Origin of the sequence: Massilia sp. CFBP 13721 (genome assembly GCF_014842025.1) — a bacterium.
In the GTDB taxonomy this organism is placed as follows: Bacteria; Pseudomonadota; Gammaproteobacteria; order Burkholderiales; family Burkholderiaceae_D; genus Telluria.
The window spans coordinates 60,580-85,061 of record NZ_JACYUY010000004.1; the positions used below are offsets into that span (position 1 = coordinate 60,580).

General features: G+C 67.4%; 21 protein-coding genes. 8 read left to right on the forward strand and 13 right to left on the reverse strand.

Annotated features, from left to right (window positions below):
* The first annotated feature begins 204 nt into the window (after positions 1-204).
* From IFT60_RS04935 to IFT60_RS04950, 4 genes are all read left to right on the forward strand, one after another.
* Positions 205-2,190 carry a BCCT family transporter gene (locus IFT60_RS04935; protein ID WP_229510697.1) on the forward strand — a complete coding sequence of 662 codons (1,986 nt, stop codon included), beginning with the start codon at positions 205-207 and terminating at the stop codon, positions 2,188-2,190.
* A 304-nt stretch (positions 2,191-2,494) separates the two neighbouring features.
* Complete coding sequence (locus IFT60_RS04940; RefSeq protein WP_192050110.1) at positions 2,495-2,968, forward strand: hypothetical protein; 474 nt, start codon at positions 2,495-2,497, stop codon at positions 2,966-2,968.
* A 285-nt stretch (positions 2,969-3,253) separates the two neighbouring features.
* Positions 3,254-3,610 carry a translation initiation factor Sui1 gene (locus IFT60_RS04945; RefSeq protein ID WP_192050112.1) on the forward strand — a complete coding sequence of 119 codons (357 nt, stop codon included), beginning with the start codon at positions 3,254-3,256 and terminating at the stop codon, positions 3,608-3,610.
* 409 nt (positions 3,611-4,019) lie between these two features.
* Positions 4,020-6,125, forward strand: coding sequence for a sensor domain-containing protein (locus IFT60_RS04950; RefSeq protein WP_192050114.1), 2,106 nt, complete (start codon positions 4,020-4,022; stop codon positions 6,123-6,125).
* Positions 6,126-6,325: 200 nt separating this feature from the next.
* On the opposite strand, the gene IFT60_RS04955 is transcribed toward IFT60_RS04950, so the two are convergent.
* From IFT60_RS04955 to IFT60_RS04985, 7 genes are all read right to left on the reverse strand, one after another.
* On the reverse strand, positions 6,326-7,558 hold the full coding sequence (locus IFT60_RS04955; protein ID WP_192050117.1) for a gallate dioxygenase: 1,233 nt from the start codon (positions 7,556-7,558) through the stop codon (positions 6,326-6,328).
* A 37-nt stretch (positions 7,559-7,595) separates the two neighbouring features.
* Positions 7,596-8,015 (reverse strand): nuclear transport factor 2 family protein, encoded by a 420-nt coding sequence (locus IFT60_RS04960; protein WP_192050119.1) that lies wholly within the window; start codon positions 8,013-8,015, stop codon positions 7,596-7,598.
* The gene (locus IFT60_RS04965) at positions 8,008-8,718 is read right to left on the reverse strand and encodes an alpha/beta fold hydrolase (RefSeq protein ID WP_192050121.1); all 711 of its coding nucleotides are present in this window, start codon (positions 8,716-8,718) and stop codon (positions 8,008-8,010) included. Before IFT60_RS04965 ends, IFT60_RS04960 begins: the two co-directional genes overlap by 8 nt.
* A 10-nt stretch (positions 8,719-8,728) precedes the next feature.
* Entirely contained in the window at positions 8,729-9,853 is a 1,125-nt protein-coding gene (locus tag IFT60_RS04970) for an ABC transporter substrate-binding protein (protein WP_192050501.1), read from the reverse strand.
* Positions 9,854-10,111: 258 nt separating this feature from the next.
* Positions 10,112-10,795, reverse strand: a complete 684-nt coding sequence (gene ligK, locus IFT60_RS04975) for a 4-carboxy-4-hydroxy-2-oxoadipate aldolase/oxaloacetate decarboxylase (RefSeq protein ID WP_192050503.1) — start codon at positions 10,793-10,795, stop codon at positions 10,112-10,114.
* A 17-nt stretch (positions 10,796-10,812) separates the two neighbouring features.
* The gene (locus IFT60_RS04980) at positions 10,813-11,838 is read right to left on the reverse strand and encodes an amidohydrolase family protein (RefSeq protein ID WP_192050505.1); all 1,026 of its coding nucleotides are present in this window, start codon (positions 11,836-11,838) and stop codon (positions 10,813-10,815) included.
* 24 nt (positions 11,839-11,862) lie between these two features.
* The gene (locus tag IFT60_RS04985) at positions 11,863-12,975 is read right to left on the reverse strand and encodes a 4-oxalomesaconate tautomerase (RefSeq protein ID WP_192050123.1); all 1,113 of its coding nucleotides are present in this window, start codon (positions 12,973-12,975) and stop codon (positions 11,863-11,865) included.
* Between the two features lie 116 nt (positions 12,976-13,091).
* On the opposite strand from IFT60_RS04985, the gene IFT60_RS04990 reads away from it, so the two are divergent.
* The gene (locus tag IFT60_RS04990) at positions 13,092-14,303 is read left to right on the forward strand and encodes a LysR family transcriptional regulator (protein WP_192050125.1); all 1,212 of its coding nucleotides are present in this window, start codon (positions 13,092-13,094) and stop codon (positions 14,301-14,303) included.
* A 10-nt stretch (positions 14,304-14,313) separates the two neighbouring features.
* Here IFT60_RS04990 and IFT60_RS04995 read toward each other — a convergent pair whose 3' ends face one another.
* Positions 14,314-15,723: an MFS transporter gene (locus IFT60_RS04995; protein WP_374011013.1), complete on the reverse strand. Its 1,410-nt coding sequence runs from the start codon at positions 15,721-15,723 to the stop codon at positions 14,314-14,316.
* Between the two features lie 429 nt (positions 15,724-16,152).
* Entirely contained in the window at positions 16,153-16,356 is a 204-nt protein-coding gene (locus IFT60_RS05000) for a hypothetical protein (protein WP_192050127.1), read from the reverse strand.
* Positions 16,357-16,578: 222 nt separating this feature from the next.
* Between IFT60_RS05000 and ppk1 the strand changes: the two genes are divergently transcribed.
* Positions 16,579-18,720, forward strand: coding sequence for a polyphosphate kinase 1 (ppk1, locus tag IFT60_RS05005; protein ID WP_192050129.1), 2,142 nt, complete (start codon positions 16,579-16,581; stop codon positions 18,718-18,720).
* Positions 18,711-19,172, forward strand: coding sequence for a SixA phosphatase family protein (locus IFT60_RS05010; RefSeq protein WP_192050131.1), 462 nt, complete (start codon positions 18,711-18,713; stop codon positions 19,170-19,172). The genes ppk1 and IFT60_RS05010 overlap by 10 nt, the downstream gene beginning before the upstream one ends.
* 21 nt (positions 19,173-19,193) lie before the next feature.
* Here IFT60_RS05010 and IFT60_RS05015 read toward each other — a convergent pair whose 3' ends face one another.
* Positions 19,194-20,648, reverse strand: coding sequence for a Ppx/GppA phosphatase family protein (locus IFT60_RS05015; protein ID WP_192050133.1), 1,455 nt, complete (start codon positions 20,646-20,648; stop codon positions 19,194-19,196).
* A 128-nt stretch (positions 20,649-20,776) separates the two neighbouring features.
* Here IFT60_RS05015 and IFT60_RS05020 point away from each other — a divergent pair, with 128 nt between their 5' ends.
* The gene (locus tag IFT60_RS05020; RefSeq protein WP_192050135.1) at positions 20,777-22,282 is read left to right on the forward strand and encodes a CYTH and CHAD domain-containing protein; all 1,506 of its coding nucleotides are present in this window, start codon (positions 20,777-20,779) and stop codon (positions 22,280-22,282) included.
* Positions 22,283-22,304: 22 nt separating this feature from the next.
* Here the strand turns inward: IFT60_RS05020 and IFT60_RS26325 are convergent, their stop codons facing one another.
* The 3 genes from IFT60_RS26325 to IFT60_RS26905 are packed head-to-tail and all read right to left on the reverse strand — an operon-like array spanning position 22,305 to position 24,476.
* Complete coding sequence (locus IFT60_RS26325) at positions 22,305-22,442, reverse strand: hypothetical protein (protein ID WP_192087925.1); 138 nt, start codon at positions 22,440-22,442, stop codon at positions 22,305-22,307.
* Between the two features lie 49 nt (positions 22,443-22,491).
* Positions 22,492-22,668, reverse strand: coding sequence for an EAL domain-containing protein (locus IFT60_RS05025; protein WP_229510698.1), 177 nt, complete (start codon positions 22,666-22,668; stop codon positions 22,492-22,494).
* Entirely contained in the window at positions 22,647-24,476 is a 1,830-nt protein-coding gene (locus IFT60_RS26905; protein WP_192050143.1) for a putative bifunctional diguanylate cyclase/phosphodiesterase, read from the reverse strand. The genes IFT60_RS05025 and IFT60_RS26905 overlap by 22 nt, the downstream gene beginning before the upstream one ends.
* Between the last annotated feature and the right edge of the window lie 6 nt (positions 24,477-24,482).

A 24,482-nucleotide genomic window follows, 5' to 3' on the forward strand; every position in this document is an offset into this window, starting at 1 on the left:
CGCCCACCAGCGGCATGCCGGTAGCCGGTGCGCAGGCCAATCGTGTTAATTGCCCGAACGTCAAGGTGTTACGCTTCCCGACGAAACGGCGCGCAAGGCCGGCATGCCGCTTGTCGGCTGGGCGGCGCGTCATTGTGCAACCACTGGGGAGCGGATCGCCGCCTGGCCGATCCATATCACCTGTCACCGAAAGATATGTTGGCGATGACAAATATTGAATCGAAGAACCCCGGCAAGCCTGCGCGCTGGCGGATGCAAGTGAACCCGCCGGTGTTCTTCACCTCGGCCGCGCTCATCCTTGTTTTCGTGCTGTTCAGCGCGCTGTTCCCGCAACAGGCCGGACGTGTCTTCGACACGGTCCAGGCCGAAATCGTGCGCGATTTCGGCTGGTTCTATATCCTCGCCGTCGCCCTCTTCCTGATCTTTGTCATCTTCCTGATGCTGAGCCGTTATGGCGACGTCAAGCTCGGCCCGGACGACAGCGAGCCGGAGTACAGCTATCTCTCGTGGTTCGCCATGCTGTTCAGCGCCGGGATGGGGATCGGCCTGCTGTTCTTCGGTGTCGCCGAGCCGATCCAGCACTATGCGCTGCCGCCGGTCGGCGAGGGGCGTACGATCGAATCCGCACGCCAGGCGATGGTCCTGACCTTCTTCCACTGGGGCCTGCATGCCTGGGCGATCTACATCGTCGTCGGGCTGGGGCTGGCCTATTTCGCGTTCCGCCGCGGCCTGCCGCTGACGCTGCGCTCGGGCCTGTTCCCGCTGATCGGCAACCGCATCCACGGGCCGATCGGCCACGCCATCGACATCTTCGCCGTGCTGGGCACCATGTTCGGCGTCGCGACCTCGCTCGGCTTCGGCGTGCTGCAGGTCAATGCCGGTTTCGCCTACCTGTTCGGCCTGCCGGTCAACACCACGGTCCAGCTCATCCTGATCGCCGCGATCACCGGCATGGCAACCCTGTCCGCCGGTACCGGACTCGACAAGGGCGTCAAGCGCCTCTCCGAGCTCAACATCATCCTGGCGATCGCGCTCCTTGTTTTCGTCCTGTTCGCGGGATCGACCGTTTTCCTGCTGCAGGCATTCGTCCAGAACATCGGCACCTACCTTGGCGCCGTGGTGCCGCGCACCTTCCGCATGTATGCCTACGAGCCCAATGCCTGGCTGGGCGACTGGACGCTGTTCTATTGGGGCTGGTGGATTTCCTGGTCCCCCTTCGTCGGCATGTTCATCGCGCGCATTTCGCGCGGGCGCACCATTCGCGAGTTCATCTCGGGCGTGCTGCTGGTGCCGGTACTGTTCACCTTCCTCTGGATGACCGTGTTCGGCAATACCGCCATCGCGCTCGACCTGGGCGGCGCCGCGCCGATCGTCCAGACGGTCGCCGACAACCTGCCGGTGGCGCTGTTCGAGGTGCTGCAGCAGCTGCCGTTTTCGGTGATCGCGTCCGGCATCGCAACGCTGCTGGTCATCACCTTCTTCGTGACCTCGGCCGATTCCGGCGCCCTCGTGATCGACATGATCACTTCCGGCGCCGCGCCCAACCCGCCGGTCTGGCAGCGCATCTTCTGGGCGGTCTGCGCCGGCGTCGTGGCCGCCGTGCTGCTGCTGGCAGGCGGATTGCAGGCGCTCCAGACCGCCGCGATCGCCAGCGCGCTGCCATTCGCGGTGATCATGCTGTTCATCTGTTACGGACTGCTGCGTGCCCTGCAGACGGAAAACGAAGGCACCTCCATGGACCTCTCGATCGCCGCCGAAGCACCGCCGGCCACCGCGGGCCTGAGCTGGCAGCAACGCCTGGCCAGCATCACCCATTTTTACGGCAAGCCCGAAATCACGGCATTCCTCGGCGGCACGGCCGCCCCCGCGCTGGAAGCGGTCGCCGCCCAGATGCGAGAAAGCGGCCTGGTGCCTGAATCGATCCAGCATGAAGACCGGCTCGACCTGAACGTTCCGCACGGCGACCGCGGCGTGTTCCGCTACACGGTCCGCGCGCGCAGCTTCCGGTCGCCCAGCTTCGCGTGGGCGGAAAAAAGCGGGCCGGCTCCCGACAGCCGGCACTATCGGGCCATGGCCGTGAGCTCCGAAGGCGACCAGCAGCATGACGTCAGCGGCTACACGCGCGAACAGCTGATCAATGACCTGCTGAACCGCTATGCCCGCTTCCGCCACGCGCGCCGGCTCAGCTGAGGCAAGCCGCCGACAGGCGGAGTGCCCTGCAGCGCCGCCCGCTCATGCACGCGCACCGAGCGGCGAAACCAATCGTCAAGAATCGCTCCACGGCGAGGTTGTTCTCGACGCCCAGGGAACATTCTCGCGCGCCGCCGATGCCGACAGGGTGCGCTCCTGGCTGGCCCGGTCCGGTGCGCGCATCCTGGCGCATGCCGGGGGATCGTAGCCAGCCTGCCGTCTTCAATTTCTGCGTGGCGACACGGTAGGAAGGGATCTCTACAATTGGAACGAGCAACCTTAACTTCCACAGGAGTTCTCAACGATGAAAATGCCCAACCTGCTTCCCTCCGCCCTGATCGGCGCCGTCGCCAGCGCGCGTTCGATGACACCCATGGCCACGATCGCCGCGGCCCGCCTTGTGCACCGCGACACGCCGGGCAACCTCTTCCTGCTCGATCGCCCTCTGTTCAAGTACGGTGCGCTGGCGATGGGGGCCGGCGAACTGGCCGGCGACAAGATGAAGAGCGCGCCGGACCGCACCGTTTTCCTGGGCCTGCTTGCGCGCGTGATGAGCGCCGGGATCGCCGGTGCGGCGCTGGCGCCGAAGGGGCGCGAAGGCGAAGGCGCGGCGGTGGCGGTGGCGACCGCGGTGCCGCTGGCTTACCTGACATTGGCGGGGCGTAAACAGGCGATGGCGCGGATGGGGCAGACCAAGAGTGGCTTGATCGAAGATGCGCTGGTGATTGCGGCAGGGGCTGCGGTGGTGGCGCTGGCGACGCGTCGGGACCGCGATTAAGCACTCTGCGGATGTAGGGTGAACTCTCCGAGCCCACGCTTACGTGCGTATGTATTGATACTCGACCGCAACTCATCGCCTCGTGACGTATCAGACACCTGTAGCGCTAGCGGGACACCGTTGGTCGCTTTTCGAATGGCTGACGTTCGCGCATGATCGTGCGCTTACACTGGTCTGACGTACGCGTGGGCTCAGGGCGCCCACCCTACGGTGCGCCACTGTCGCGATTAAAAGGAAGGCGTAGCTGCTACACTCGCGTGTTCCCATTTCTTCAATCGTGTATCCATGAAAAGCAGTTCAACCGGCGGCCTCGTCTACTCCACCGACGGCGGACGCATGTGCCCGGAATGCCGGCAACCCGTTACGGCGTGTACCTGCAAGGCCAATGCCGCCCCCAAGGGCGACGGCGTGGTGCGCGTGTCGCGCCAGACCAAGGGGCGCGGCGGCAAATCCGTCACCGTGGTCAAGGGACTGGCGCTCGATGCCGCCGCGCTCGCCCTGCTGGGCAAGCAGTTGCGTACCGCTTGCGGTTCGGGCGGCACCGTGAAGGATGGCGTGATCGAAATCCAGGGCGACCATTGCGAACTGGTGATGGAAGCGCTGAGCAAGCAAGGCCATCGCCCGAAACGGGCGGGTGGCTGAAGCAACCCCGGGATTCATGCAGGCTGCTCATCAATAAGCGGCATAATTCAGTACGTGCCGACATGAAACGGGTGGCCGCCCCTGCTGACGTAGGCAGCACGTCCAGATACGCGCTCGGACCGTGATGGCAAGTCCGGCAATGAAACTGCGGACAAAAAAAAGCCCGCCGTTGCGGGCGGGCTAAATCCAATTCTTTTCTGAGGAGAGTTGGAGGAGACAGGTGCAGTATGCTGCATCACAGCACGATCGTCCAATTTCTTTTGAGAATTACCGACATGCGAACGCTGAATGTCTCGGTGCGCCCGGCCCGGCGCCGCGCGATGAACGATGCGTGACGATGCGTGCCCCGCATGCGAACCTGCTAGTATGGTTTGATCGCTGGCCACCAGTGCCCATCTTGCCAATCGCCATGCAACCCGTTCCCCCTGCGGACCTGCCAGGCTATCCCGACCCGCTGTACGACCATCTGCCGGCGGGTGTCGTGGTGCACGCCGCGGATGGCCGCATCATGTCCAGCAACCGCATGGCCCAGGAACTGCTGGGCCGCAGCGAAGCCGAGCTGCTTGGCGCCAATCCCGTCGCCGGCGCCTGGGCCGTCCTGCGCGAGGATGGTTCGGCGATGCCGGCCGATGAGTTCCCGGTCAGCGTCGTACTGCGCACCGGGCAGAAACTGTCCGGCCTGCTGGTTGGCATGGTCGGCCCGGGCCTGACCAACTGGCTGCTGTGCAATGCCTTTCCGGAATTCGACGACAGCGGCTGCGTGCGCCAGGTCGTGGTCTGCTTCACCGACTGCACCGCGCTGAAAAACACCCGCGATTCGCTGCAGGCGTCGGAACAGCGCCTGCGGCTGGTGCTCAAGGGCTCGACCGATGCGCCCTGGGACTGGGACCTGGCCACGGACGTTGTCTATTATTCGCGGCGCTGGTGGAACATGCTCGGCTACCCGAGCGGCGACGGGCTGGACGACGCCGGCGCCTGGCGCCGCCTGCTGCACCCGGACGACGCCGTCATGATCGCCGATTACCTGGCGGACCTGCTGCCGGGCACGCGCGATGGCTTCAACCTCGAATTCCGGCTGCGCCACCGCGACGGCCACTACGTGCCGGTGCTGTCGCGCGGCTTCGTGCTGCGCGACGAGGGCGGCAAGGCCGTGCGCATCTCCGGCGTGAATACCGACCTCACCGAACGCAAGCGCACGGAACGGCACATCCATGAACTGGCCTATTTCGACCACCTGACCGGCTTGCCGAACCGGCGCTTCCTCATCGGCGAACTCGATCACGTACTGGCGCGCAACCGCCGTTCGCGCCAGTTCGGCGCCCTGCTCTACCTCGACCTCGACAACTTCAAACTGCTCAACGACACGATGGGCCACGACCTGGGCGACATGCTGCTGGAACAGGCCGCCGCGCGCCTGCAGGGCACGGTGCGCCACAGCGACCAGCTGGCCCGGCTCGGCGGCGACGAATTCGTGGTGGTGCTCGAAAGCCTGGGCGCGACGCAGCAGGGTGCGGCTACCGAGGCCGGCCGCGTGGCCGGCAAGATCCTGGCTGCCCTGGGCCAGCCCTACCAGCTGGGCACGCTCCTGTTCAAGAGCAGCGCCAGCATCGGCATCACCCTGTTCGACAGCGAATGCACCGGCATCGAGACCCTGCTCAAGCAGTCGGACCTGGCCATGTACCGCGCCAAGGCCGATGGCGGCAACGCCGCGCGCTTCTTCGATCCGAGCATGCAGGATGCGGCCGACCGCCGCGCCGCGTTCGATGCCGCCATGCGCAGCGGTCTCTCGCTGGGCCAGTTCCGCCTGTTCTGCCAGCCCCAGTTCGACATCCACGGGCGGCTGGTCGGCGCCGAAGCGCTGGTGCGCTGGCAGCGCGCGGACGACGACCTGGTCGGTCCCGACCAGTTCATCGGCTTCGCCGAAGAGTCGGGCCTGATCCTGCCGCTGGGCGCGCACGTACTGCACGAGAGCTGCCGGGCGCTGGCGAACTGGCAGTGCGACCCGGTGCTCGCCTGCCTGAAACTGGCCGTCAACGTCAGCGTGCACCAGATGCGCGACGCCGGCTTCCCCGCCGCCCTCGCCGACATCCTGCGCGGTACCGGCGCGCCGGCCGAGCGGCTGTGCCTGGAGATGACCGAAAGCGTCTTCGCCGAAAACATGCAGGAGATCACCGGGCGCATGCACGAGATCTGTGCCCAGGGCGTCAGCTTTTCGCTCGACGATTTCGGCACCGGCTACTCGTCGCTGGCCTACCTCAAGCGCTTTCCGCTGGCGGCGCTGAAGATCGACCGCTCCTTCGTCCATGACATCGGCAACAACCACGGCGCGGGCTCGATCGTCGAGGCCATCATCGCGCTGGCGCGCAAGTTCGACCTCGAGATCGTGGCCGAAGGCGTCGAAGACGAGGCCCAGCGCCGTTTCCTGGCGCGGCGCGGCTGCTCCTCGATGCAAGGCTTCCTGCTGGGCCGTCCGCTGCCGCTGGCCGAGTTCGAGCACAAGTACAGCGCCGCGTAGGGTGGGCATGCCCACCGTTACGTGCGTCTCACGTTTAGATAGCGATGATCGTTCATTCCCACGGTATCGGGAAGTTGTACGACAAATTCACTGCAGCCGGCGAAGGATGCGCACGTAGCGCGCGGGCATGCCCGCCCTACGTGACACGGCTGTCGAGGAAAACGCGAACTGAACGAATGATTTTTGCTCGATGGCTTGCATCAGGCCGAGGCCGGAACGCGCCGGGTCTGCAAAAATTCCTCGAGCGTCTCGCCGCGCATGTGCGCGTACACCTGTAGGTTCGACATCTTCTGCACGCGCGCGAATTTTTCGAGCACGAAGAAGCTCACGCCATAGCGCACCAGGCCCAGCCAGTCCTGGCGCCGCACCAGCGCGCGCTCTTCTTCGCTCAGGCGCAGTTCTTCGAAGGCGGCGTCGATGTCGCGCGTGACCAGGTCGCGGAAGGCCGGTTCGCGGTGGCGCCAGAAGAAGCGGTTCAGGTTCAGTGCCTTGACGCTGTGGGCGACGTCGAAGGCATAGGTGCCGTCGATCTCCTCGATGCCGGCCAGCTGCTCGTTCGCGCGTTCTTTCACCGGCGCGGCGGCCGGTCCGCTCTCCTCCATCTGCTCGTACACGGCCACCGCCATGTTGGTGGTCGTGGCCAGATAATGGTTCTGGTGCACGCAGCGGATCTCGTCGCTGAGCGCGCCGCGCATCGCCAGCCACATGATGATTTCGACGCTTTCGGCACCGCCGCGCCGCACCAGTTCCGCATGGGTCATCGCCGCCAGCGTGTCCGGCTGTTCAACGAACAGGCGCAGGAATTCCTCGTCCCAGTCGGTATCGTTGAAGCCGGTGCGTTCGCCGTGGATCTGGTGGGACAGGCCGCCGGTGCCGACCACGACCACCTTCAGGTCTTCCGGGAAGGATTCCACGGCGCGGCGTACCGCCTGGCCCAGCTTGTAGCAGCGCTTTGCCGTCGGCAGCGGATACTGCAGCACGTTGATCGCGATCGGCAGGATGGCGCCCGGCCAGGCCGGTTCGTGCGGCCACATCAGGCCCAGCGGCGAATTGCAGCCGTGGTCGAGCGCGCGGTCCTGGAACACGGCCATGTCGAATTCGTCGTTGACCAGGCAATCGGTCACGTGCGCCGCCAGCTTCGCATGGCCGAGGATGCCGGGCAGCGGCCGGCGGCCGGCGCCCTCGTCGGCCATGTCGAACTCGGGCGACACGCCGATGGCGAAGGTCGGGTAGCAATCGAAAAAGAAGCTGTTCGCATGGTCGTTGTAGAAGAACAGCAGCACGTCGGGCTGCTGTTCTTCCAGCCATTTCGCCACCGGCTTGTAGCCGTCGAACAGTGGCGCCCAGGCCGGATCGTCCTGGCGCTTGCGGTCGTAGGCGAGGCCAATGGTGGGCACGTGCGAGGTGCCGATACCGCCGATGATGCTTGCCATGATGGTTTCCTTTATATGGTTCTTGCGCGCTGCCGGTTCAGATCCAGAACATGCCGCGCCGTTCGCTGAATTTCCAGCCATCGTCCGTCAACACCAGGCGGTCGCGGAACACGCCGGGCACCGGCGCTTTGGTCTCGACCGGCAGCACGCTGCCATCCTGCGGGCGGACGGCAGAGAGCAGCAGGATGCGCGAGCGCGCCCCGGCGTTTTCCGCATCCTGCACCTCGACCAGCACGTCGCTGGTAACGTGGAAGGTCATGGTCCCGGCCGGCCGCTTGCGGAAGGCGTCGAGGATGGCGCGCCGCCCGGCGATGCCCTGGCCAGGTGCGGACGGCCGGTACAGGACCGCATCCTCGGTGAACAGCGCGGCCAGTTCCTCGAAACGGCGCTCGTCGTTCAGATAGGCGTAGCGCACGATCAGGTCGGTGCAGGCCTGGCGGATGCGTGCCTCATTCATGACCGGCCTCCCCCAGCCATGCGCTTAAGGCGTCCAGCACCGCCTGCGGCTGTTCCAACATCGCCATGTGGCCGCAGTCGTCGATCAGGGCTAGCTGCGGCGCGCGCGGCATCAGTTCGGTCATGCGCAGGTGCCGCTCCGGCGGGCTCCAGCCATCCTGCATGCCGCACAGGACCAGCGCTGGACAGGCGACGCCACGCAGCACGCTCGTGGCATCGGGCCGCCCGAGCAAGGCGCGCGTATGGGCGGCGTAGATGTCGGCCGACATCCGTCCGACCATGTCGAACACCCGGCGGGTCAGCACCGGATTGGCACGATGGCTCGGCGCCAGCATCGGCAGGCCCCAGGCCGCGGCGATCGCGTCGATGCCCTCCGCCGTGGCCTGGCCGACCAGCACGGCGCGCCGCTCCGCTTCTCCCGCGCCTGGTCCCTCGTAGCCGGTATCGAGCAGGGCCAGGCGCTCGACTCGCTCGGGCGCACGCCGATAAACCTCGAGCGCGACGCGCCCGCCCATCGAATGGCCCGCCAGCGCGAAGCTGGCAGGCGCGCCTTGCAGCACGCGCTCGGCCATCGCGGCCAGCGAGTCCTCGCCGTTCAGGAAGCTCACGACGCGAACGTCATACTCACTTGCCAGCGCTTGCGCCTGCGCTTCCCACACGGTTTCGTCGCACAGCAATCCACACAGAAGATAAATCGTTTTCATGGGTCTAGGATTACTCGACGCCCGGATCGCGGAATTTCTCGATCGTCGCGAACTCGACGTTGTAGATGCCGCCGTCACGCTTTTCCGCCTTGCGGATGTAGACGTTCTGGACGATGTCGCGCGTCTGCGGGTCGATCGACACCGGGCCGCGCACGCTGGTCCAGGACATGCCTTTCATGGCCGCGACCAGTTTGGCGCCGTCGCTGTCGCCGCCGGTTTTCTTCAGCGCCGCGTACAAGAACTGCATGCCGTCGTAGCCGCCGACGCCGTGGAAGTTGGGGCGCATGCCGGGATTGGCCCTGGTAAAAGCGGCTACATACGCCTTGTTTTCCGGCGACGGGTGCACCGCCGAATAATGGTGGCTGCTGACCACGCCCAGGGCGGCATCGCCGATGGTCGCCATCAGGTCGTCGTCAAGCACGTCGCCGGTCGTGATCAGGCGCACGCCCGCTTGCGCGAGGCCGCGGTCGGTGAACTGTTTCATCACGGCCGCGCCTTCTCCCGAAGGCGCAAAGACGAACAACGCGTCCGGCTTCGCATCCTTTACGCGGGCCAGGAAGGGCGAATAGTCGGGATTGCGCAGCGGTACGCGCAGCGTCTGCGCCATCTTGCCGCCTGCTTTCGTGAATTCCTTGACGAAGACCTTCTCGGCGTCGATGCCCGGGCCGTAGTCGGACACCAGCGTGATCACCGACTTGATGCCGTTCTTCGCCGCCCACTGCGCCATCGGCGCCGTCACCTGCGCCACCGTCAGGCCGGTGCGCACGATGTAGGGCGAACGCTGCGGGATGATCGAGGTGGCGGCGTTCATGACGATCATCGGCACCCTGGCCTGGGTCGCCACCGGCGCCGCGGCCAGCGCCAGCGGGGTCAGGCCGAAGCCGGCCAGCACCTGCACCTTGTCGCGCGCGATCAGTTCCTGGGCGATGCGCTTGGTCACGTCCGGCGACACGCCGCCGTCGTCCTTGACGATGACCTGCACCTGGCGCCCGGCGACGGTGCTGCCGTTCTGTTGCAGGAACAGCTTGACGGCGGCGTCGACCTGGCGGCCGGTCGAGGCGAAGGGGCCGGACATGGGGAGGATCAGGCCGACTTTCAGTGGTTCGGCGGCGCTTGCGATGCCGGATGCGAGCATGGCGGCAGCGACGATGAGATGGCGACGGACTTTGTTCAGCTGGTTCACGGTGTGCCTCCTCTTTGTTATGGTGCGTCCTGAGAACGCTTCTTGAAAATCGATGTCCACTATCAGACCCGTAAGGTGGGCGGGTCTCCCGCCCACGGGGTGATAAGTCCGAGCTCCGATGTCGTGCCCGATGATCTCGCCGCTAACTATCACCGCGGGGGGTAAGTCAGGCCAGTGGCCTGACTTACGAGCCGTCCACCCTACGTCGCCTCAATCTATGTACCGCAAGCCCGCCTTCTCCAGCGCCCCGCGCATGTCGTACATATCCAGCCCCAGCACGCCCGCAGCCAGCTTCGCCCGCTTCTCCCCTTCCAGGTCTTCGCGCTTCTGCGCCAGCGCCGCCACGCGCGCAACGTCCGCCGCCGGCACCACCACCACGCCATCGTCGTCGGCAATCACGGCGTCGCCCGGGTTGACCAGCGCGCCGGCGCAGATCACCGGAACGTTCACCGAGCCGAGCGTCGCCTTGATCGTCCCCTTGGCGCTGATCGCGCGGCTCCACACCGGAAACCCCATCTCCTGCAGCACGCGCACGTCGCGCACGCCGGCGTCGATGACCAGGCCGCGCGCGCCGCGCGCCTTGAAGCTGGTGGCCAGCAGGTCGCCAAAGTACCCGTCACTGCATTCCGAGGTGACCGCCGCGACAACGATGTCGCCGGACTGGATCTGCTCGGCCGCGACGTGCATCATCCAGTTGTCGCCCGGCTGCAGCAGCACCGTCACCGCGCTGCCGGCCGCCGACGCGCCGGGCCAGATCGGCCGCATGTAGGGTTTCAGCAGGCCGACACGCCCCATCGCTTCGTGCACGGTGGCGCTGCCGAGGCGCCCCAGCTGCGCGACCGCCGCCGCGTCGGCACGCACGATATTGCGCTTGACGACACCCAGCTGGTTCATGAGCGGGATGGTCATGGTCAAAATCCTTTCCGTGTCAGCAGCGCGTCGAGGCGCGGGTACACGTGGCGCGCATTGCCTTCGAAGATGCGGAAGCGGTCTTCGTCGCCGATGTCCGCCGCTTCGATGTAGCGCCTGGTATCGTCGTAATAGTGGCCGGTCTCCGGATCGATGCCGCGCACGGCGCCGATCATTTCCGAGGCGAACAGCACGTTCTTCACCGGGATCACGTTTGTCAGCAGGTCGATGCCCGGCTGGTGGTAGACGCAGGTGTCGAAGAAGATGTTATTCAATAAGTGCTCCGACAGCGGCGGCTTTTTCATCTCCTGGGCCAGGCCGCGAAATCGCCCCCAGTGATAAGGCACCGCGCCGCCGCCGTGTGGAATCAGGAATTTCAAGGTCGGAAAGTCCTTGAACAGGTCGCTCGTCAAGCACTGCATGAAGGCGGTCGTGTCGGCGTTCAGGTAGTGCGCGCCGGTCGTGTGAAAACACGGGTTGCAGCTGGTGCTGACGTGGACCATGGCCGGGATGTCGAGCTCGACCATCTTTTCGTAGAGCGGATACCAGTGCCGATCCGACAGTGGCGGCGAGGTCCAGTGCCCGCCCGACGGGTCCGGATTCAGGTTGATGCCGACCATGCCGTATTCCCTGACGCAGCGCTCCAGCTCCGGGATCGAGGTGGCCGGGTCGGCGCCGGGCGACTGCGGCAGCATGGCCGCGCCGATGAAATGGTCCGGGAACAGCTGCGACACGCGATAACACAACTCGTTGCAGATCGCGGCCCAGGTCTTGCTGGTTTCCAGGTCGCCGATGTGGTGCGCCATGAAGCTGGCGCGCGGCGAAAAGATCGTCAGGTCGGAGCCGCGCGCGCGCATCAGGCGCAACTGGTTCGCTTCGATCGACTCGCGCAGTTCGTCGTCACTGATTCTCAGTTCCGACGGTTTCGGTCCCAGCGCCGGCGTGTTCAGATTGGCGATCTGGCGCTTGCGCCATTCCTCGAGCGCTGCCGGCGCCGTCGTATAGTGGCCGTGGCAATCGATGATCAGGGGCTTGCGCATGGATGGTTTCCTTTACTGTTGCGGAATCAGGACTTCGCCGCGCATGATCGGGCGTGCCGTGCGCAGCAGCGCGGCGCGCACCACTTTTTGCGCGTCGTGGGCGTCGAGTTCGAGTTCGACGCTGAATTCGCCGCTCGGGTGTTCCACCGACACGGTCTTGCAGGCGCCCGCGGGCAGGCGCGCAATCCCCTGCGTCACCGAGCCGTCGAGCACGCAGGCGGTGGCCACCGTGACCGCCGCCAGCACGCCGATCGCTTCGTGGCAGACGTGCGGGATGAAGCAGCGCGTGGCGACGCTGCCGCCGTCCGCCGGCGCCGCGACCAGGCACATCTTCGGATAGCTCTTATCGGCCACGTCGCCCAGGCCCATCAGCGGCCCGCAGGCCAGGCGCAAGGCTTCGAGACGGGCGCGCAGGTGCTCATTGCCGTTCAGTGCATCCACGCTTTCATGGCCGCTCAAACCGAAGTCCGCCGCGCGCACGATCACCATCGGCATGCCGTTGTCGATCAGCGTCGCCTGTACCGTGAACGGCGCGGCGCCGCCGACCCGGACTTCGTCGCGCACACGGCCGCTGGGCAGCAGCGCCGGGCAGACCGAACCGGCGGTATCGAGGAACTCGATGGTAATCGGGGCCGCAGTGCCTGGCACGCCATCGATGCGGGCGTCGCCCGTGTACTGCAGGCGCGCGCCTGGCGTGAGCACGGTGACATCGCACTGCATGTTCGTGTTCAGGGTCAGGATGCGCGCCGTGGTGGTGCCGTCGGCAGCCGCCAGCAGGCCGCATTCGAGCGCGAACGGCAGCACGGCGGCGAGCATGTTGCCGCAATTCGGCGTGAGATCGACCGTGTCGCGCTCGGGCTGCAATTGGGCGAACAGGAAGTCGAGGTCGACGCCGGGCGTGGTGCTGCGGCGGACGATGCCGGCCTTGCTGGTGAGCGGGTGGGCGCCACCCAGGCCGTCGATCTGGCGCCGGTCGGGCGAGCCCAGCGCGGCCAGCAGCAGGCGGTCGCGCGCGGCCGGCTCGAGCGGCAGGTCGGATTCGAGGAAGAACGGTCCGCGCGAGGTGCCGCCGCGCATCAGGATGCAAGGTACGGCGCGCAGGTCGGAAGGAATCTCGTAAGCCATGGACGGAGCCTGGATGCGTTTGATGTCCACCAGTATCCGGGCCGCCGCGGCGGGCGTGGTTGCTTTGTGGGCCTGCGAGTGTTCTAATTTGCTTATCGATTATCCATCCTGCAACCGTGGACCAGATCAGCCTTCGTCATTTGCATGCGTTCCGGGTCGTCGCCGCCAGCGGCGGCATCCGCCGCTCTTCCGCCGCCCTGTTCCGCGCCTCGTCGGCCGTCACCCGTTCGGTCGCCACGCTGGAACGGCAACTCGACGTGCCGCTGTTCGAACGCAAGGGCAGCGGCATGCTGGCCACCGCCGCCGGCGCGGTGGTGCGCCTGCGCGCCGAGCGCATCGAGGCCGAGCTGCAGGCGGTGCGCGAGGATGCCCTGCGCAACGCGGGTGGCAAGGGCGGCGGCAAGGTCGGCAGCATCGAGGTTCTGCTCAACGAGCGCCGCCTGCGGGCGGCGACGCTGCTGGCCGAGGTGGACCACATGCCGACCGTGGCGCAGGCGCTGGGCAGTTCGCAGGCGGCCGTCAGCCAGGCCATCGCGCGCCTGGAAGACATGCTCGGCCAGCCGCTGTTCCTGCGCAGCGCGCACGGCATGCTGCCGACCGATGCCGGCCGGCGCTGGGTCGAGCGCTTCGGGCGGGTGCTGGCCGAGCTGCGCCATATCCCGGAAGACGTGGGCGCGCTGGCCGGCGTGGTCGAGGGCACGGTGACGATCGGCGCCCTGCCGCTGGCGCGCACGCAGCTGCTGCCGCTGGCGATCGCCGCGGTGCTGGAACGCCACCCGCGCCTGCAGGTCAGTTCGTTAGAGAGTCCTTATGGCGAACTCACCGCGGCGCTGCTGGGCGGACACGTCGATTTCATCGTCGGCGCGCTGCGCAGCGCACCGGGCGACGCGTTCAGCGTGCACGCCCTGTTCGAGGACAAGGCGGCGCTGGTGGCGCGCGCCGGCCATCCGCTATCACGCAAGAAGAAGCTGGGCCTGGCTGACCTGCAGGGCTACCCCTGGGTGCTGTCGCGCCCCGGCGCGCCGCTGCGCGAATCGCTCGGGCAGTTCTTCCGCAGGCAGGGCATGGCGCCGCCCACGCCTGCCGTCGAAACCGGCGACCTGGCCCTGCTGCGCGGGTTGCTGGCGTCGAGCGACATGCTGACCGTGCTCTCGGCGCACCAGCTGCATTACGAAGTCGCCACCGGCCAGCTGGTGGTCCTGCCCTTCGCCATGCCGGGGCTGGAGCGGTCGATCGGCATCATGACGCGGGAGGGCGCGCACCTGGCGCCGGGCGCACGGGTGCTGCTGGACGAGATGGAAGCGGTCAGCGCGCGCTGGCGCAAATAACAATCGAAGGTCAGGCGCCTTTGCGTGACTGCTCTTTGCGGGATTGACGCAAACGCAGCAGCGCCGTCGGCAAGCCGATCGCGGCCGCCGCCGCGGCGATGCCGAGCGCGGTGCCGGCGCCACGGGTGCCGTGCAGGTCGAGCATGACGGTGGCGATTGCCGCACCCGCCGTCATGCCGACCATGCGCGCCATCGTCATCAGGCCGCCGGCGGCGCCGCTGCGTTCGCGCGGCGCCGAAGTCAGCATCAGCCGGTTGTTCGGGGTCTGGAACAGGCCGAAGCCGATCCCGCACAAGGCCACGCGCCAGACGATGTCGAGGTCGGACGGCGCCGCCGGCAGCAGCGCCAGCAACACCAGCCCAAGGCTGAGCAGCGCCAGGCCGGCCGCGCCGACCAGCTCCGCATTGAAACGGTCCGACAGCTTGCCCGACAAGGGCGCGACCACCACGATCACCAGCGGCCAGGGCGTCATTAGCAGGCCGGTCGCGGTGGCGCTGCGGCCCATCTCCGACACCAGCAGGAAGGGCAAGGCCAGCAGCGCCATGGTCTGCGCCGTGTACGAGGTGACCGAGGTGGCCACCGACAGGCGCAGCACCGGGATGCGCAGCAGGTCGAGCGGCAGCAGCGGCGCGGTGCGCCGGCGCTGGTGGCGCACCAGCACCACGGCGCTGACGCACCCCAGCGCCAGCATGATGATCGCCGCGCCGCGCCCATCGGCATCGCCCAGCTCGCTGCCGCCGACGACGAACAGCGTCAGCGTCACGGCGTTCAGCAGGGCGCCGGCCAGGTCGAAGCTGCGTGCGCTGCGTGCGCTCTCCGGCAGGATGCGCGCGGCCAGCACGATCGCCAGCAGGCCGATCGGCAGGTTGATCCCGAACAGCCAGCGCCAACTGCCCAGCGACAGGAGGCCGGCGGCGACGCTGGGGCCGATGGCGGCCGAGGTGGCCACCGTCAGCGCCAGGTAACCGATGCCGGCGCCGACCAGCTTCGGCGGATACACCGCGCGCAGCAGCGCCGGCACGATGGTCGAGACGCAGGCCGCGCCCAGCCCCTGCACGATGCGCGCGGCAACCAGGGTTTCCAGCGACGGCGCCCAGGCGCACAGCAGCGAGGCCAGCGTAAACACGACCAGGCCGGCCATGAAGACACGCTTGTAGCCCAGCTTCTCGCCCAGCGCGGCCAACGGCAGCACCGCGACCACCATCGCCAGCTGGTAGGCGTTGACGATCCAGATCGCCTGCGCCGCCTGCGCACCCAGGTCGCCGGCGATGGCCGGCAGGGCGACGTTGGCGATCGACACGCCGAGGTTGCCGGCGAAGGTGCCCAGCAGCATCGCCAGGGTTGCCCAGCGCCGCGCCACATTGGGCAACCCCTCGGCGGCGGCTTGCGGTATTGGTTCCGCTTTCAAAGTGTTCGACACGCGTGGTATTCCTGTCCTGGTCCAGCCCGCGCCATGCGAGCACTACCCGCCGATCATAATACGTATCGCATGGGCGGGTGGGACGGGACGAGGGAGCGAGAAAGAATGCCCAGACCTGTAAGGTGGGCGGCTGAACCTCGGCGCATGCGCGCCTGCTGCCTGGATGCCGCCCACGCGTTCAACCACACTCCGAGACTTCGCGGCGGATCAGCGGCTGGATGAACGCGTGGGCGGCGCAAACGCCAATGGTGCGCAACCTGAAGAGGTAGAGCCGCCCACCTTACGGGTCTGTGCATCGTTCGTGAAAGCTGGCGCCCCACCGCGCGCCAGGCGCCGCAGTACGACGCGCGCCGCCAGGTCCCCGGGCCGCGGTGCCGGGCTGTCGGCATGGTTGTCGCTGCCGCCCAGGGTCCTTGCACCCGCTTTACCTCATTCGCTGTGCCTGCCGCTACTGGTCAGGACGCGGCAGATCACGGCGGCGTCGACTCCGCGGTTCTTCAGGTACTCGACCGCGCTGACCGTGCTCGCACTGCGCTGTACCTTGAGCGCGCGCTCGACGATGCAGGCATCGTATTCGGCGCCGCTCGTGCCGGTGTGCGAAGCAGACCGCCGTTCGATTGCTGGTGCATTCATTGATACCTCCCTGGTCACGATGCGCGCTCGTCTTCCTGCCCGGGACGAGGACCGGGCGCCTGAACCGGGCCCATGTCGCATCCTGCGCCGCCAGCATGACAGCATGATGACAATGCGTACGCACGCGAAGTCCAGGAGTACGCGGCAAGGGCCGGCGGCCGGTCACGCGCCTGTCATATTCGACAACGATACTGGCATCCTCGTCATACTGCGCGCCGCACAATGGAAAAGAAGGTCAAACACGAAGAGGCGCATGTCGCGCCCGCGCCCGAGCGCGCCACCCAGTTCCTGAACCGTGAACTGTCCCTGATCGAATTCAATCGCCGGGTCCTGGCCCAGGCCGAGGACGAGCGCCTGCCGCTGCTGGAACGGTTGCGTTTCCTGTGCATCGTCAGCAGCAATCTCGACGAATTCTTCGAGGTGCGGGTCGCCAGCCTGCTGGCCCAGCACACGATCGAGCACAACATGGACGGCATGCCGGAAACCCTGGCCGCCACCCTCGCCCGCGCCAGCGACGAATGCCGGCGCCTGATCGCGCGCCAGTACGGGCTGCTGAACCAGGGAATCCTGCCGCGCCTGTCGGACCACGGCATCCACATGCTGCGCCGCGGCGACCGCAACCCGGCCCAGCGCGCCTGGGTGAAGCAGTACTTCGACAAGGAAGTGCGGCCCTTGCTGACGCCCGTCGGCCTCGATCCGGCCCATCCCTTCCCACGCGTGATCAACAAGAGCCTGAACTTCATCGTCGAACTGTCCGGCAAGGATGCGTTCGGGCGCGGCACCGCGATCGCGATCATGAAGGCCCCGCGCGTGCTGCCGCGCGTGATCCGCCTGCCCGACGAGCTGTCGGACCGTCCCGGCGCCTCCTACTGCCTGTTGTCCTCGGTGATCCAGGCGCACCTGCCGGATTTGTTCACCGGCCGCGAAGTGGTCGCCTATTCGCAGTTCCGCGTCACCCGCAACAGCGATTTGTGGGTCGACGAGGAAGAGGTCAAGAACCTGCGCCAGGCCCTGCAAAGCGAGTTGCACAGCCGGCAGTACGGCTTCGCGGTCCGGCTCGAAGTCGGGCGCGACTGTCCGGCGCACCTGTCAAGCTTCTTGCGCGACCAGTTCGGCATCGACGACAGCCGCGTGTTCGCGGTCGACGGTCCCGTCAACATGGGCCGCCTGCTCGAAATCGTCAACAGCCACACGCGCCCGGAACTGAAGTTCCCGCCCTTCGCACCCGGCTTCCCGGCCAAGCTCAACCCGCACGGCATCTTCGGCACCCTGGCGCGCCAGGACCTGCTGCTGCACCATCCATTCCAGTCGTTCCAGCCGGTGATTGACTTCATCCAGGCGGCGGCGACCGACCCGGCCGTGGTGGCGATCAAGCAGACCATCTACCGCGCCGGCATGAATTCGGAACTGATGGAAGCGCTGATCAGCGCGGCCCAGCGCGGCAAGGAAGTCACGGTCATCGTCGAGCTGATGGCGCGCTTCGACGAAGAAGCGAACATCAACTGGGCCGAACGCCTGGAAGAAGCCGGCGCCCAGGTGGTATATGGCGTCGTCGGCCTCAAGACCCATGCCAAGATGGCGTTGGTCCTGCGCCGCGAAGCGACGGGCCTGCGCCGCTATGCCCACGTCGGCACCGGCAACTACAACCCGACCACGGCGCGCCACTATTCCGACATCGGTTTGCTGACGGCCGACGCCAGCCTCACCGCGGACGTCAACGAAGTCTTCATCCACCTCACCAGCATGACCAAACCCAAGCAGCTCAGCTGCATGTGGCTGGCGCCGTTTTCGCTGCAGCGCGAACTGGTGCGCACGATCCGCCAGGAGGCGGCCATCGCACGCGAGGGAAAACCGGCGCGCATCATCGCGAAGATGAATTCGCTGACCGACGAAACCGTGATCCGCGCGCTGTACGAAGCTTCGCGCGACGGCGTGCGCATCGACCTCATCGTGCGCGGCGCCTGTTCGCTGCGGCCGGGCGTGCCCGAGCTGTCGGAGAACATCAAGGTGCGCTCGATCGTCGGGCGCTTCCTCGAACATACCCGCATATTCTACTTCCGCAACAACCTGAAGCATGACCTTTACCTGAGCAGCGCCGACTGGATGAACCGCAACCTGATGCGCCGGATCGAAGTGGCCTTCCCGGTCACCTCGCCGACGCTGAAAAAGCGGCTGCTGCGCGAAGGACTGCATCCCTACCTGAAGGACAATGTCAGCGCCTGGGAACTGGGCAGCGACGGCCAGTACCGGCGCCGCAAACTGCGGGCCGGGCAAAAGCCGTACAGCGCGCAGGAAACGCTGATGGAGATGCTTGGCGCCGGCGCGGCGGGCGAGCCGCCCAAGGGAGAATTAACATGGAACTGATCCTGTGGCGCCATGCGCAAGCAGAGGATGGAGAACCCGACGCCGGCCGCGCGCTGACGGCGAAAGGCAAGCGCCATGCCGCGCGCATCGGCGCCTGGCTCGACGGACAGTTGCCGGAGGGCTGCCGCGTGCTGGTCAGTCCAGCCGTGCGCTGCCGCCAGACTGCGGACGGCCTGGGACGCCGCTACACGGTCCATGAAGCGCTCGATACCGGATCGACCCCTGAACGCATGCTGGAAGCCTGCGGCTGGCCCGACCACCGCTTTCCCGCCCTGCTGGTCGGCCACCAGCCGCAACTGGGCGAGCTGGCGGCGCTGGTGCTGGCGGGCGCCCGGCAGCCCTGGAAGATTCGCAAGGGAAGCGTCCTCTGGATCCAGGGATCGGACGCCGAGGACAGCCAGCCGTTCATCCGCCTGGCCGTCGGCCCGGAACTGATCGGCAAGCTGCGCTGAGCATGAACCCGGCGCTGGCGCCTATCCTTCCCTGAACTGGAAGGCGGTGCCGGCGTCTTCCCAGGCGGCGCGCTCGCGTTCGAGCCAGAAACGCATGGTCGGGTGCTGCTGCAGCCACCCGGGCGCCAGTTCCACCTCGATCCGGCTCTTCATGCGCAGCCGGAAGCCATCGAGATCGTCGTCGACGCGCGCGTGCATGCAGGCCACCGCCAGGCGCAGCGCCAGCAGCATGCGCGCCTGCGCAGGCTCGCCCAGCGCCTCGCGCACCTTGCGCAGGTTGCCTTTGTGGCCGAGCACCAACGTCGCCATCAGGCGCTGTTCGCGCGTCGTGACCCCCGGCAGGTCGAGGTGCTCGACGATGTAGGCGCCGTGCTTGTGCGCGCCCGTGTGCGATACCGCCAGGCCCACTTCGTGCAGCATGCAGGCCCAGCCCAGGTAGTGCAGGCAGCTCGGGTCGCTCGCGCCAAGCTGGCCGTACAGGCGCAGGGCGATCGCGGCGCTACGCTGCGCCCGCCCGGCATCGACGCCGAAGCGTTCCATGCAGGCGATGACCGCGAGATCGCGCCGGTCGTGCTGTTGCGCGCGCATTTCCAGGTCGGACAAGGCGCCCAGGCGCAGGCCGGCATTCAGTGCCTCGACCCGCTCGATGCCGAACTCCTCCATCGCGCCGGTCAGCACGCTGACGCCGCCCAGCACCGCGACCACCCGTTCGCGCTTCAGGCCGGGCACGTCGACGCGCTCCACATGGCCACATTCGACCAGTGCCGCGCGCAGCGCGCGCAGGCCGGCGAGCGACAGCGTGCCGTCGCCCAGGCTCGCGCGTGCGATCACGTCGGCCATCGCCCGCATCGTGCCCGACGAACCGTAGGCGGCGCGCCAGCCATGCGCGCGGTAGCCGGCGACCGCATCCTCGAAGGTGGCGCGCGCCATCGTGACGGCGGCCTCGAAACGGGACTCCTCGATGCGCCCGTCGGCAAAGAAGCGCGCGGCCTGGGGCTGGGTGCCGATGCTGAACGATTCGACCAGCGCGATGGCATCGCCGCAGCCGGCGATCACTTCGGTCGAGCCGCCGCCGATATCGATCACCAGCCGCCGTTCGGCGGGATCGGCCAGCGCGCGCGCCACGCCCATGTAAACCAGCCGGCCCTCTTCTTCGCCGGAGATGATTTCGATCGGGTAACCGAGCGCCTTTTCCGCCAGCGCCAGGAACTGGCTGGCGTTGCGCGCCACCCGCAAGGTGTTGGTGGCGACCACGCGCACGCCGTCGAGGCGGTGCGCGCCCAGGACCTGCGCAAAGCCGGACAGGCTGCGCAAAGCCGTCTCGATCGCTTCCTCACTCAGGTTGCCGTCCACGTCGAGCCCGGCCGCCAGGCGCACCGGATCGCGCGCGCTGCGCACGATGCGCATGTCGCCATCGGCGGGCTCGCCGATGTGGAGCCGAAAACTGTTGGACCCGAGGTCGACTGCTGCAAACATACGCTTCGCTTTCAAGAATTGAAGGACAGAGTATACAGCCGGCGGCGCGCCGCCGGGTACACGGATGGGGTAGCATGAAGCGACCATGGCAATGCCGCCTTCCCTCTGAATATCGCAAAAGGACCGATATGGAAACCGAACTGAAGCTCCACGTCCCACCCGCCCAGCTCGAGCGCATGCGCCAGCATCCGCTGCTGGCCGACCGCGCCACCGATGGAGCGCTCGAACAGCACCTGGTGGACACCTACTACGACACCGCCGCGCACGACCTGTGGCAGCACGGCCTGACGCTGCGCGTCCGCGAAGCCGACGGCGGCTGGATCCAGACCGTCAAGACCGCGGCCGCCACCTCGCCCGGCCTGCAGGAACGGGGCGAATGGGAATGTGCACTGCCCGATGCTACGCCACAACCGGCGCTGCTGGCGCGCCAGGTCGAGCCGGCGGCACTGGCGCAGCTGCTCGAGAGGGCCGCGGACGGATTGCAGCCGGTCTTGCGCAACCTGACGCACCGCACCACCTGGCGCCTGCGCTGGAGCGATGGCGACGAAGTCGAATGCGCACTCGACGCCGGCCGCATCGAAGCCGGCGGCGCCAATATCGAGATCGCCGAACTGGAACTCGAGATCAAACACGGTTCGTCGGCCCACCTGTTCGAACTTGCGCTGGCGCTGCACGCCGATATCCCGCTGCGCATGTCGAACGACAGCAAAGCGGCGCGCGGCTTCGCCATGCTGCAGGCCACGCAGCCGCAACCGGTCAAGGCGCAGCCCGTCGAACTGGAGCGGCATGCGACGCTGGAAGATACTTACCGGCTGATCGGCCTGAATTGCCTGCGCCAAATGGAAGCCAATGTCCCGGGCGTGCTGAAGCAAGACGTCGAGAGCCTGCACCAGATGCGTGTCGGGCTGCGGCGCCTGCGCGCCCTGGTCGACATGTTCGACGAACTGGCGCCGGCGCCGGCCGAGGTGAGCGAAGGACTCGACTGGCTGGCCGGCGCGCTCGGCGCCACGCGCGACTGGGACGTGCTGGCCGATTCGACGCTGGCGCGCGTGCACGGCATCGACCCGGCCGCGCTGCGCCAGGCGGCACGGGCCAGGGCCGACAAGCTGCACAAGGAACTCCTGCAGACCTTGCAGTCGGCGCGCTTTACACAGGTGCTGCTGAGCGTAAACGGCTGGCTGCACGCGCGCGGCTGGCGGCCGGAGACGGGGCTGCCGAAGCATTCGCCCCTGGCGGCACGCGCGTCGCGCGCTTGCCGGCCCCTGCTGCGCAAGGCGGAAAAGCGCCTGGGCCGCCGTATTGCCGACTTCGACGGCAGCGAGCCGCATCAGCGTCACCGGATCCGCATCGCCGCCAAGAAGGCACGCTACGGCGCCGAATTTTTCCGCGACCTGCTGCCGGCAAAGGAGGTCAAGCGTTACGTGGCGCGGCTGTCGGACTTGCAGGACCGCCTGGGCCTGCTGAACGATTTCGCCGTTGCCGGCCAGTTGCTGCCGGAACTGCAGAAGGGTAATGGCGAGCTTGCGCGCCAGGCCGCCTACGCGCGCGGCTACCTGGTCGCGGCGTCGGAGGCCGACAATGGCGCACTGGCTGCGTCGCTGAAGACGGTCACCAAGCTGCGCCTGTCGCGCTAGCGGCGCCCACATGCGGGGGCCGCTACGCGCGGCCCTCAGGGTCACCCGAGCGCTCCTCGTCGAGTTCCCGCTCGAACGTTTTGCGGTCGTTCGCGTTGATGTGAAGGACCCAGGCGACGAGAAGAAGCGCGAGAAACGAAAACAGGATCATGGTCATCATGGTGTCGTTGGCCGTCGGTGGCATTGTCAATGGGAGAGCAAGCAGGGTTTCAGGCGCATACGCGCAGCCGGGCAGCGAGGAAGCGGACCGCGATGTCCTCGGCAGGCAGCGGCCGCGCGATATGGAAGCCCCGCACTTCGTCGCAACCGAGTTCCTGCAGGATGCGCAGCTGCGCCGCCGTTTCCACGCCTTCGGCGACGACCGTCATGCGCAGCGCGTGCGCCATCGAGACGATCGCCTCGAAGAAGACCCTGCCCTCGCCCTGCTCGAGTTCATCACGAGCGCGCCGATCGGCAGGATCAATCCGCTCGATTCGGCCAGCGGAATGAAGTCGCCCGGCGGGACCATGCCGGACTCGGGATGGCGCCAGCGCAGCAGCGCTTCCATGCTCAGCAGCGCGCCCGACACCGGGTCGACCCGCGGCTGGTAGTGCAGCAGGAACTGGTCGGCCTCGACCGCCCGCGCCAGTTGTCCCTTGAGGAAGGCGCGGCGGGCGGTCTGCCCCGACAGGAACTGGTCGAAGAAGCGGTACTGGCCCTTGCCTTCGTCCTTGGCGGCATACATCGCGATATCGGCATTGCGGATCAGGGTGCCGGCGTCGTGGCCGTCGCGCGGGAACAGGCTGATGCCGACCGAGGCGCCAACGGCCGCCTGCACGCCGCCATCGAGCGTGAACGGCGCCGCGAAGGCTGTGACGATGCGTTCGGCGACGGCCGCAATGTGGTCCTCGCCGATGGGCGCGTCGTCGGTCGGCGGGCGCAGCAGCACGACGAATTCGTCGCCGCCGAAACGCACCACCTGGTCGCTGGGCCGCACCAGGGTGCCGAGCCGGCGCGCCGCCGCGACCAGCAACGCGTCGCCGACGGCGTGGCCATGCGAATCGTTGACCCCCTTGAACTCGTCCAGGTCGATGAACAGCAAGGCCAGTCCACCGCCATCCGGCGCCCCGCCGCCCAGCAGCGCCGGCATGAAATTCAGCAGCCAGCTGCGGTTGCGCAGGCCGGTCAGCACGTCCTCGTTGGCGAGCCGCTCCATGTCGGTCTCGTGTTGCTTGCGCTCGCTGATGTCCTGCAGGGTGATGGCCAGGCCGTCCCCGACGCGCACCAGCCGCCGCCGGCCCCAGGCTATCGTGAGGCGGTCGTCATGCGGCATGCGCCGGTCTTCCTCGTAAAAACCGTTCGACATCGCCAGCCGGTAGGTCGCGATGACCTCGTCACCCGCGAGACCGCGATCGAGCGACGACACGGCGCGCCCGACCAGCTCGGCGCGGCGGAAACCGTAAAAAGCGGCGCCGCGCTCGTTGCAGTCGATGATCCGGAAGTCGACGATCTGGCCCTTGCGGTCGCGCAGCGGCGCCGCCATGTAAAAGCCGTCGTTGGCGCTTTCGGTGGCGGTGCGGTAGGCCAGGCGCACCGCTTCGTGCTCGCGTTCGCGCGCGGCCGCGCGCAGCGACAGCACGCTGGCCAGGCCGGAGAGCAGCAGCAGGCAGGCGCTTGCGGCGACGGCGCGGTCGCGGCTCGCTTCCCAATACTGGCGCGCCGCGGCATTGCCTTCGTGCCGGGACAGCGCGGCGACGGCCACCACGGGATAGACGGGAGAATCGCGCCAGCCCAGTGCGCGTGCCACGCCATCGCGAAACGCCTCGGCGCCGACCAGGCGCGGTCCGCTGCCGAGGATGCCGATCGCGGGCAGGTTCAGTACCTGCCGGTTCGCCGTGCGCGCGGCGCCGCCCTGCTCGATCCAGAACTTGCCGCCGCTGCCGGCCAGGGCCAGCAGTCCGTCGCGGCCGAGTGTCGATGCGCCGACAAAGGAGGTGAAGTAACTGCCGTCGACCGCCATCACGACGATGCCGTCGAACTCGTCGTCGGCACGATCGAGCCGGCGCGTGAACAGGACCGGCTGGCGCTCGCCCTCGAACCCGGCAGGCGCCAGGTCGACGCGCAGCGCGGTGGAATTGTTGTTCTGATGCTGGAGGAAAAAAGCGGTCCCGGCCACGGACGGCGGCATGCCCGCGCCCTTGGTGGATGAGCGCACGACGCC

What these genes read in the sequence shown, in the direction of transcription:
- IFT60_RS04965 (WP_192050121.1), bottom strand. Translation starts at nt 8,718, where the DNA reads ATGAAAACGATTTATCTTCTGTGTGGATTGCTGTGCGACGAAACCGTG.
- IFT60_RS04960 (WP_192050119.1), bottom strand. Translation starts at nt 8,015, where the DNA reads ATGAATGAGGCACGCATCCGCCAGGCCTGCACCGACCTGATCGTGCGC.
- ligK (WP_192050503.1), bottom strand. Translation starts at nt 10,795, where the DNA reads ATGAACCAGCTGGGTGTCGTCAAGCGCAATATCGTGCGTGCCGACGCG.
- IFT60_RS04935 (WP_229510697.1), top strand. Translation starts at nt 205, where the DNA reads ATGACAAATATTGAATCGAAGAACCCCGGCAAGCCTGCGCGCTGGCGG.
- IFT60_RS05015 (WP_192050133.1), bottom strand. Translation starts at nt 20,648, where the DNA reads ATGTTTGCAGCAGTCGACCTCGGGTCCAACAGTTTTCGGCTCCACATC.
- IFT60_RS05010 (WP_192050131.1), top strand. Translation starts at nt 18,711, where the DNA reads ATGGAACTGATCCTGTGGCGCCATGCGCAAGCAGAGGATGGAGAACCC.
- IFT60_RS05025 (WP_229510698.1), bottom strand. Translation starts at nt 22,668, where the DNA reads ATGGCGCACGCGCTGCGCATGACGGTCGTCGCCGAAGGCGTGGAAACG.
- IFT60_RS04970 (WP_192050501.1), bottom strand. Translation starts at nt 9,853, where the DNA reads ATGCTCGCATCCGGCATCGCAAGCGCCGCCGAACCACTGAAAGTCGGC.
- IFT60_RS04945 (WP_192050112.1), top strand. Translation starts at nt 3,254, where the DNA reads ATGAAAAGCAGTTCAACCGGCGGCCTCGTCTACTCCACCGACGGCGGA.
- ppk1 (WP_192050129.1), top strand. Translation starts at nt 16,579, where the DNA reads ATGGAAAAGAAGGTCAAACACGAAGAGGCGCATGTCGCGCCCGCGCCC.
- IFT60_RS04950 (WP_192050114.1), top strand. Translation starts at nt 4,020, where the DNA reads ATGCAACCCGTTCCCCCTGCGGACCTGCCAGGCTATCCCGACCCGCTG.
- IFT60_RS04940 (WP_192050110.1), top strand. Translation starts at nt 2,495, where the DNA reads ATGAAAATGCCCAACCTGCTTCCCTCCGCCCTGATCGGCGCCGTCGCC.
- IFT60_RS04955 (WP_192050117.1), bottom strand. Translation starts at nt 7,558, where the DNA reads ATGGCAAGCATCATCGGCGGTATCGGCACCTCGCACGTGCCCACCATT.
- IFT60_RS05000 (WP_192050127.1), bottom strand. Translation starts at nt 16,356, where the DNA reads ATGAATGCACCAGCAATCGAACGGCGGTCTGCTTCGCACACCGGCACG.
- IFT60_RS26325 (WP_192087925.1), bottom strand. Translation starts at nt 22,442, where the DNA reads ATGATGACCATGATCCTGTTTTCGTTTCTCGCGCTTCTTCTCGTCGCC.
- IFT60_RS05020 (WP_192050135.1), top strand. Translation starts at nt 20,777, where the DNA reads ATGGAAACCGAACTGAAGCTCCACGTCCCACCCGCCCAGCTCGAGCGC.
- IFT60_RS04985 (WP_192050123.1), bottom strand. Translation starts at nt 12,975, where the DNA reads ATGGCTTACGAGATTCCTTCCGACCTGCGCGCCGTACCTTGCATCCTG.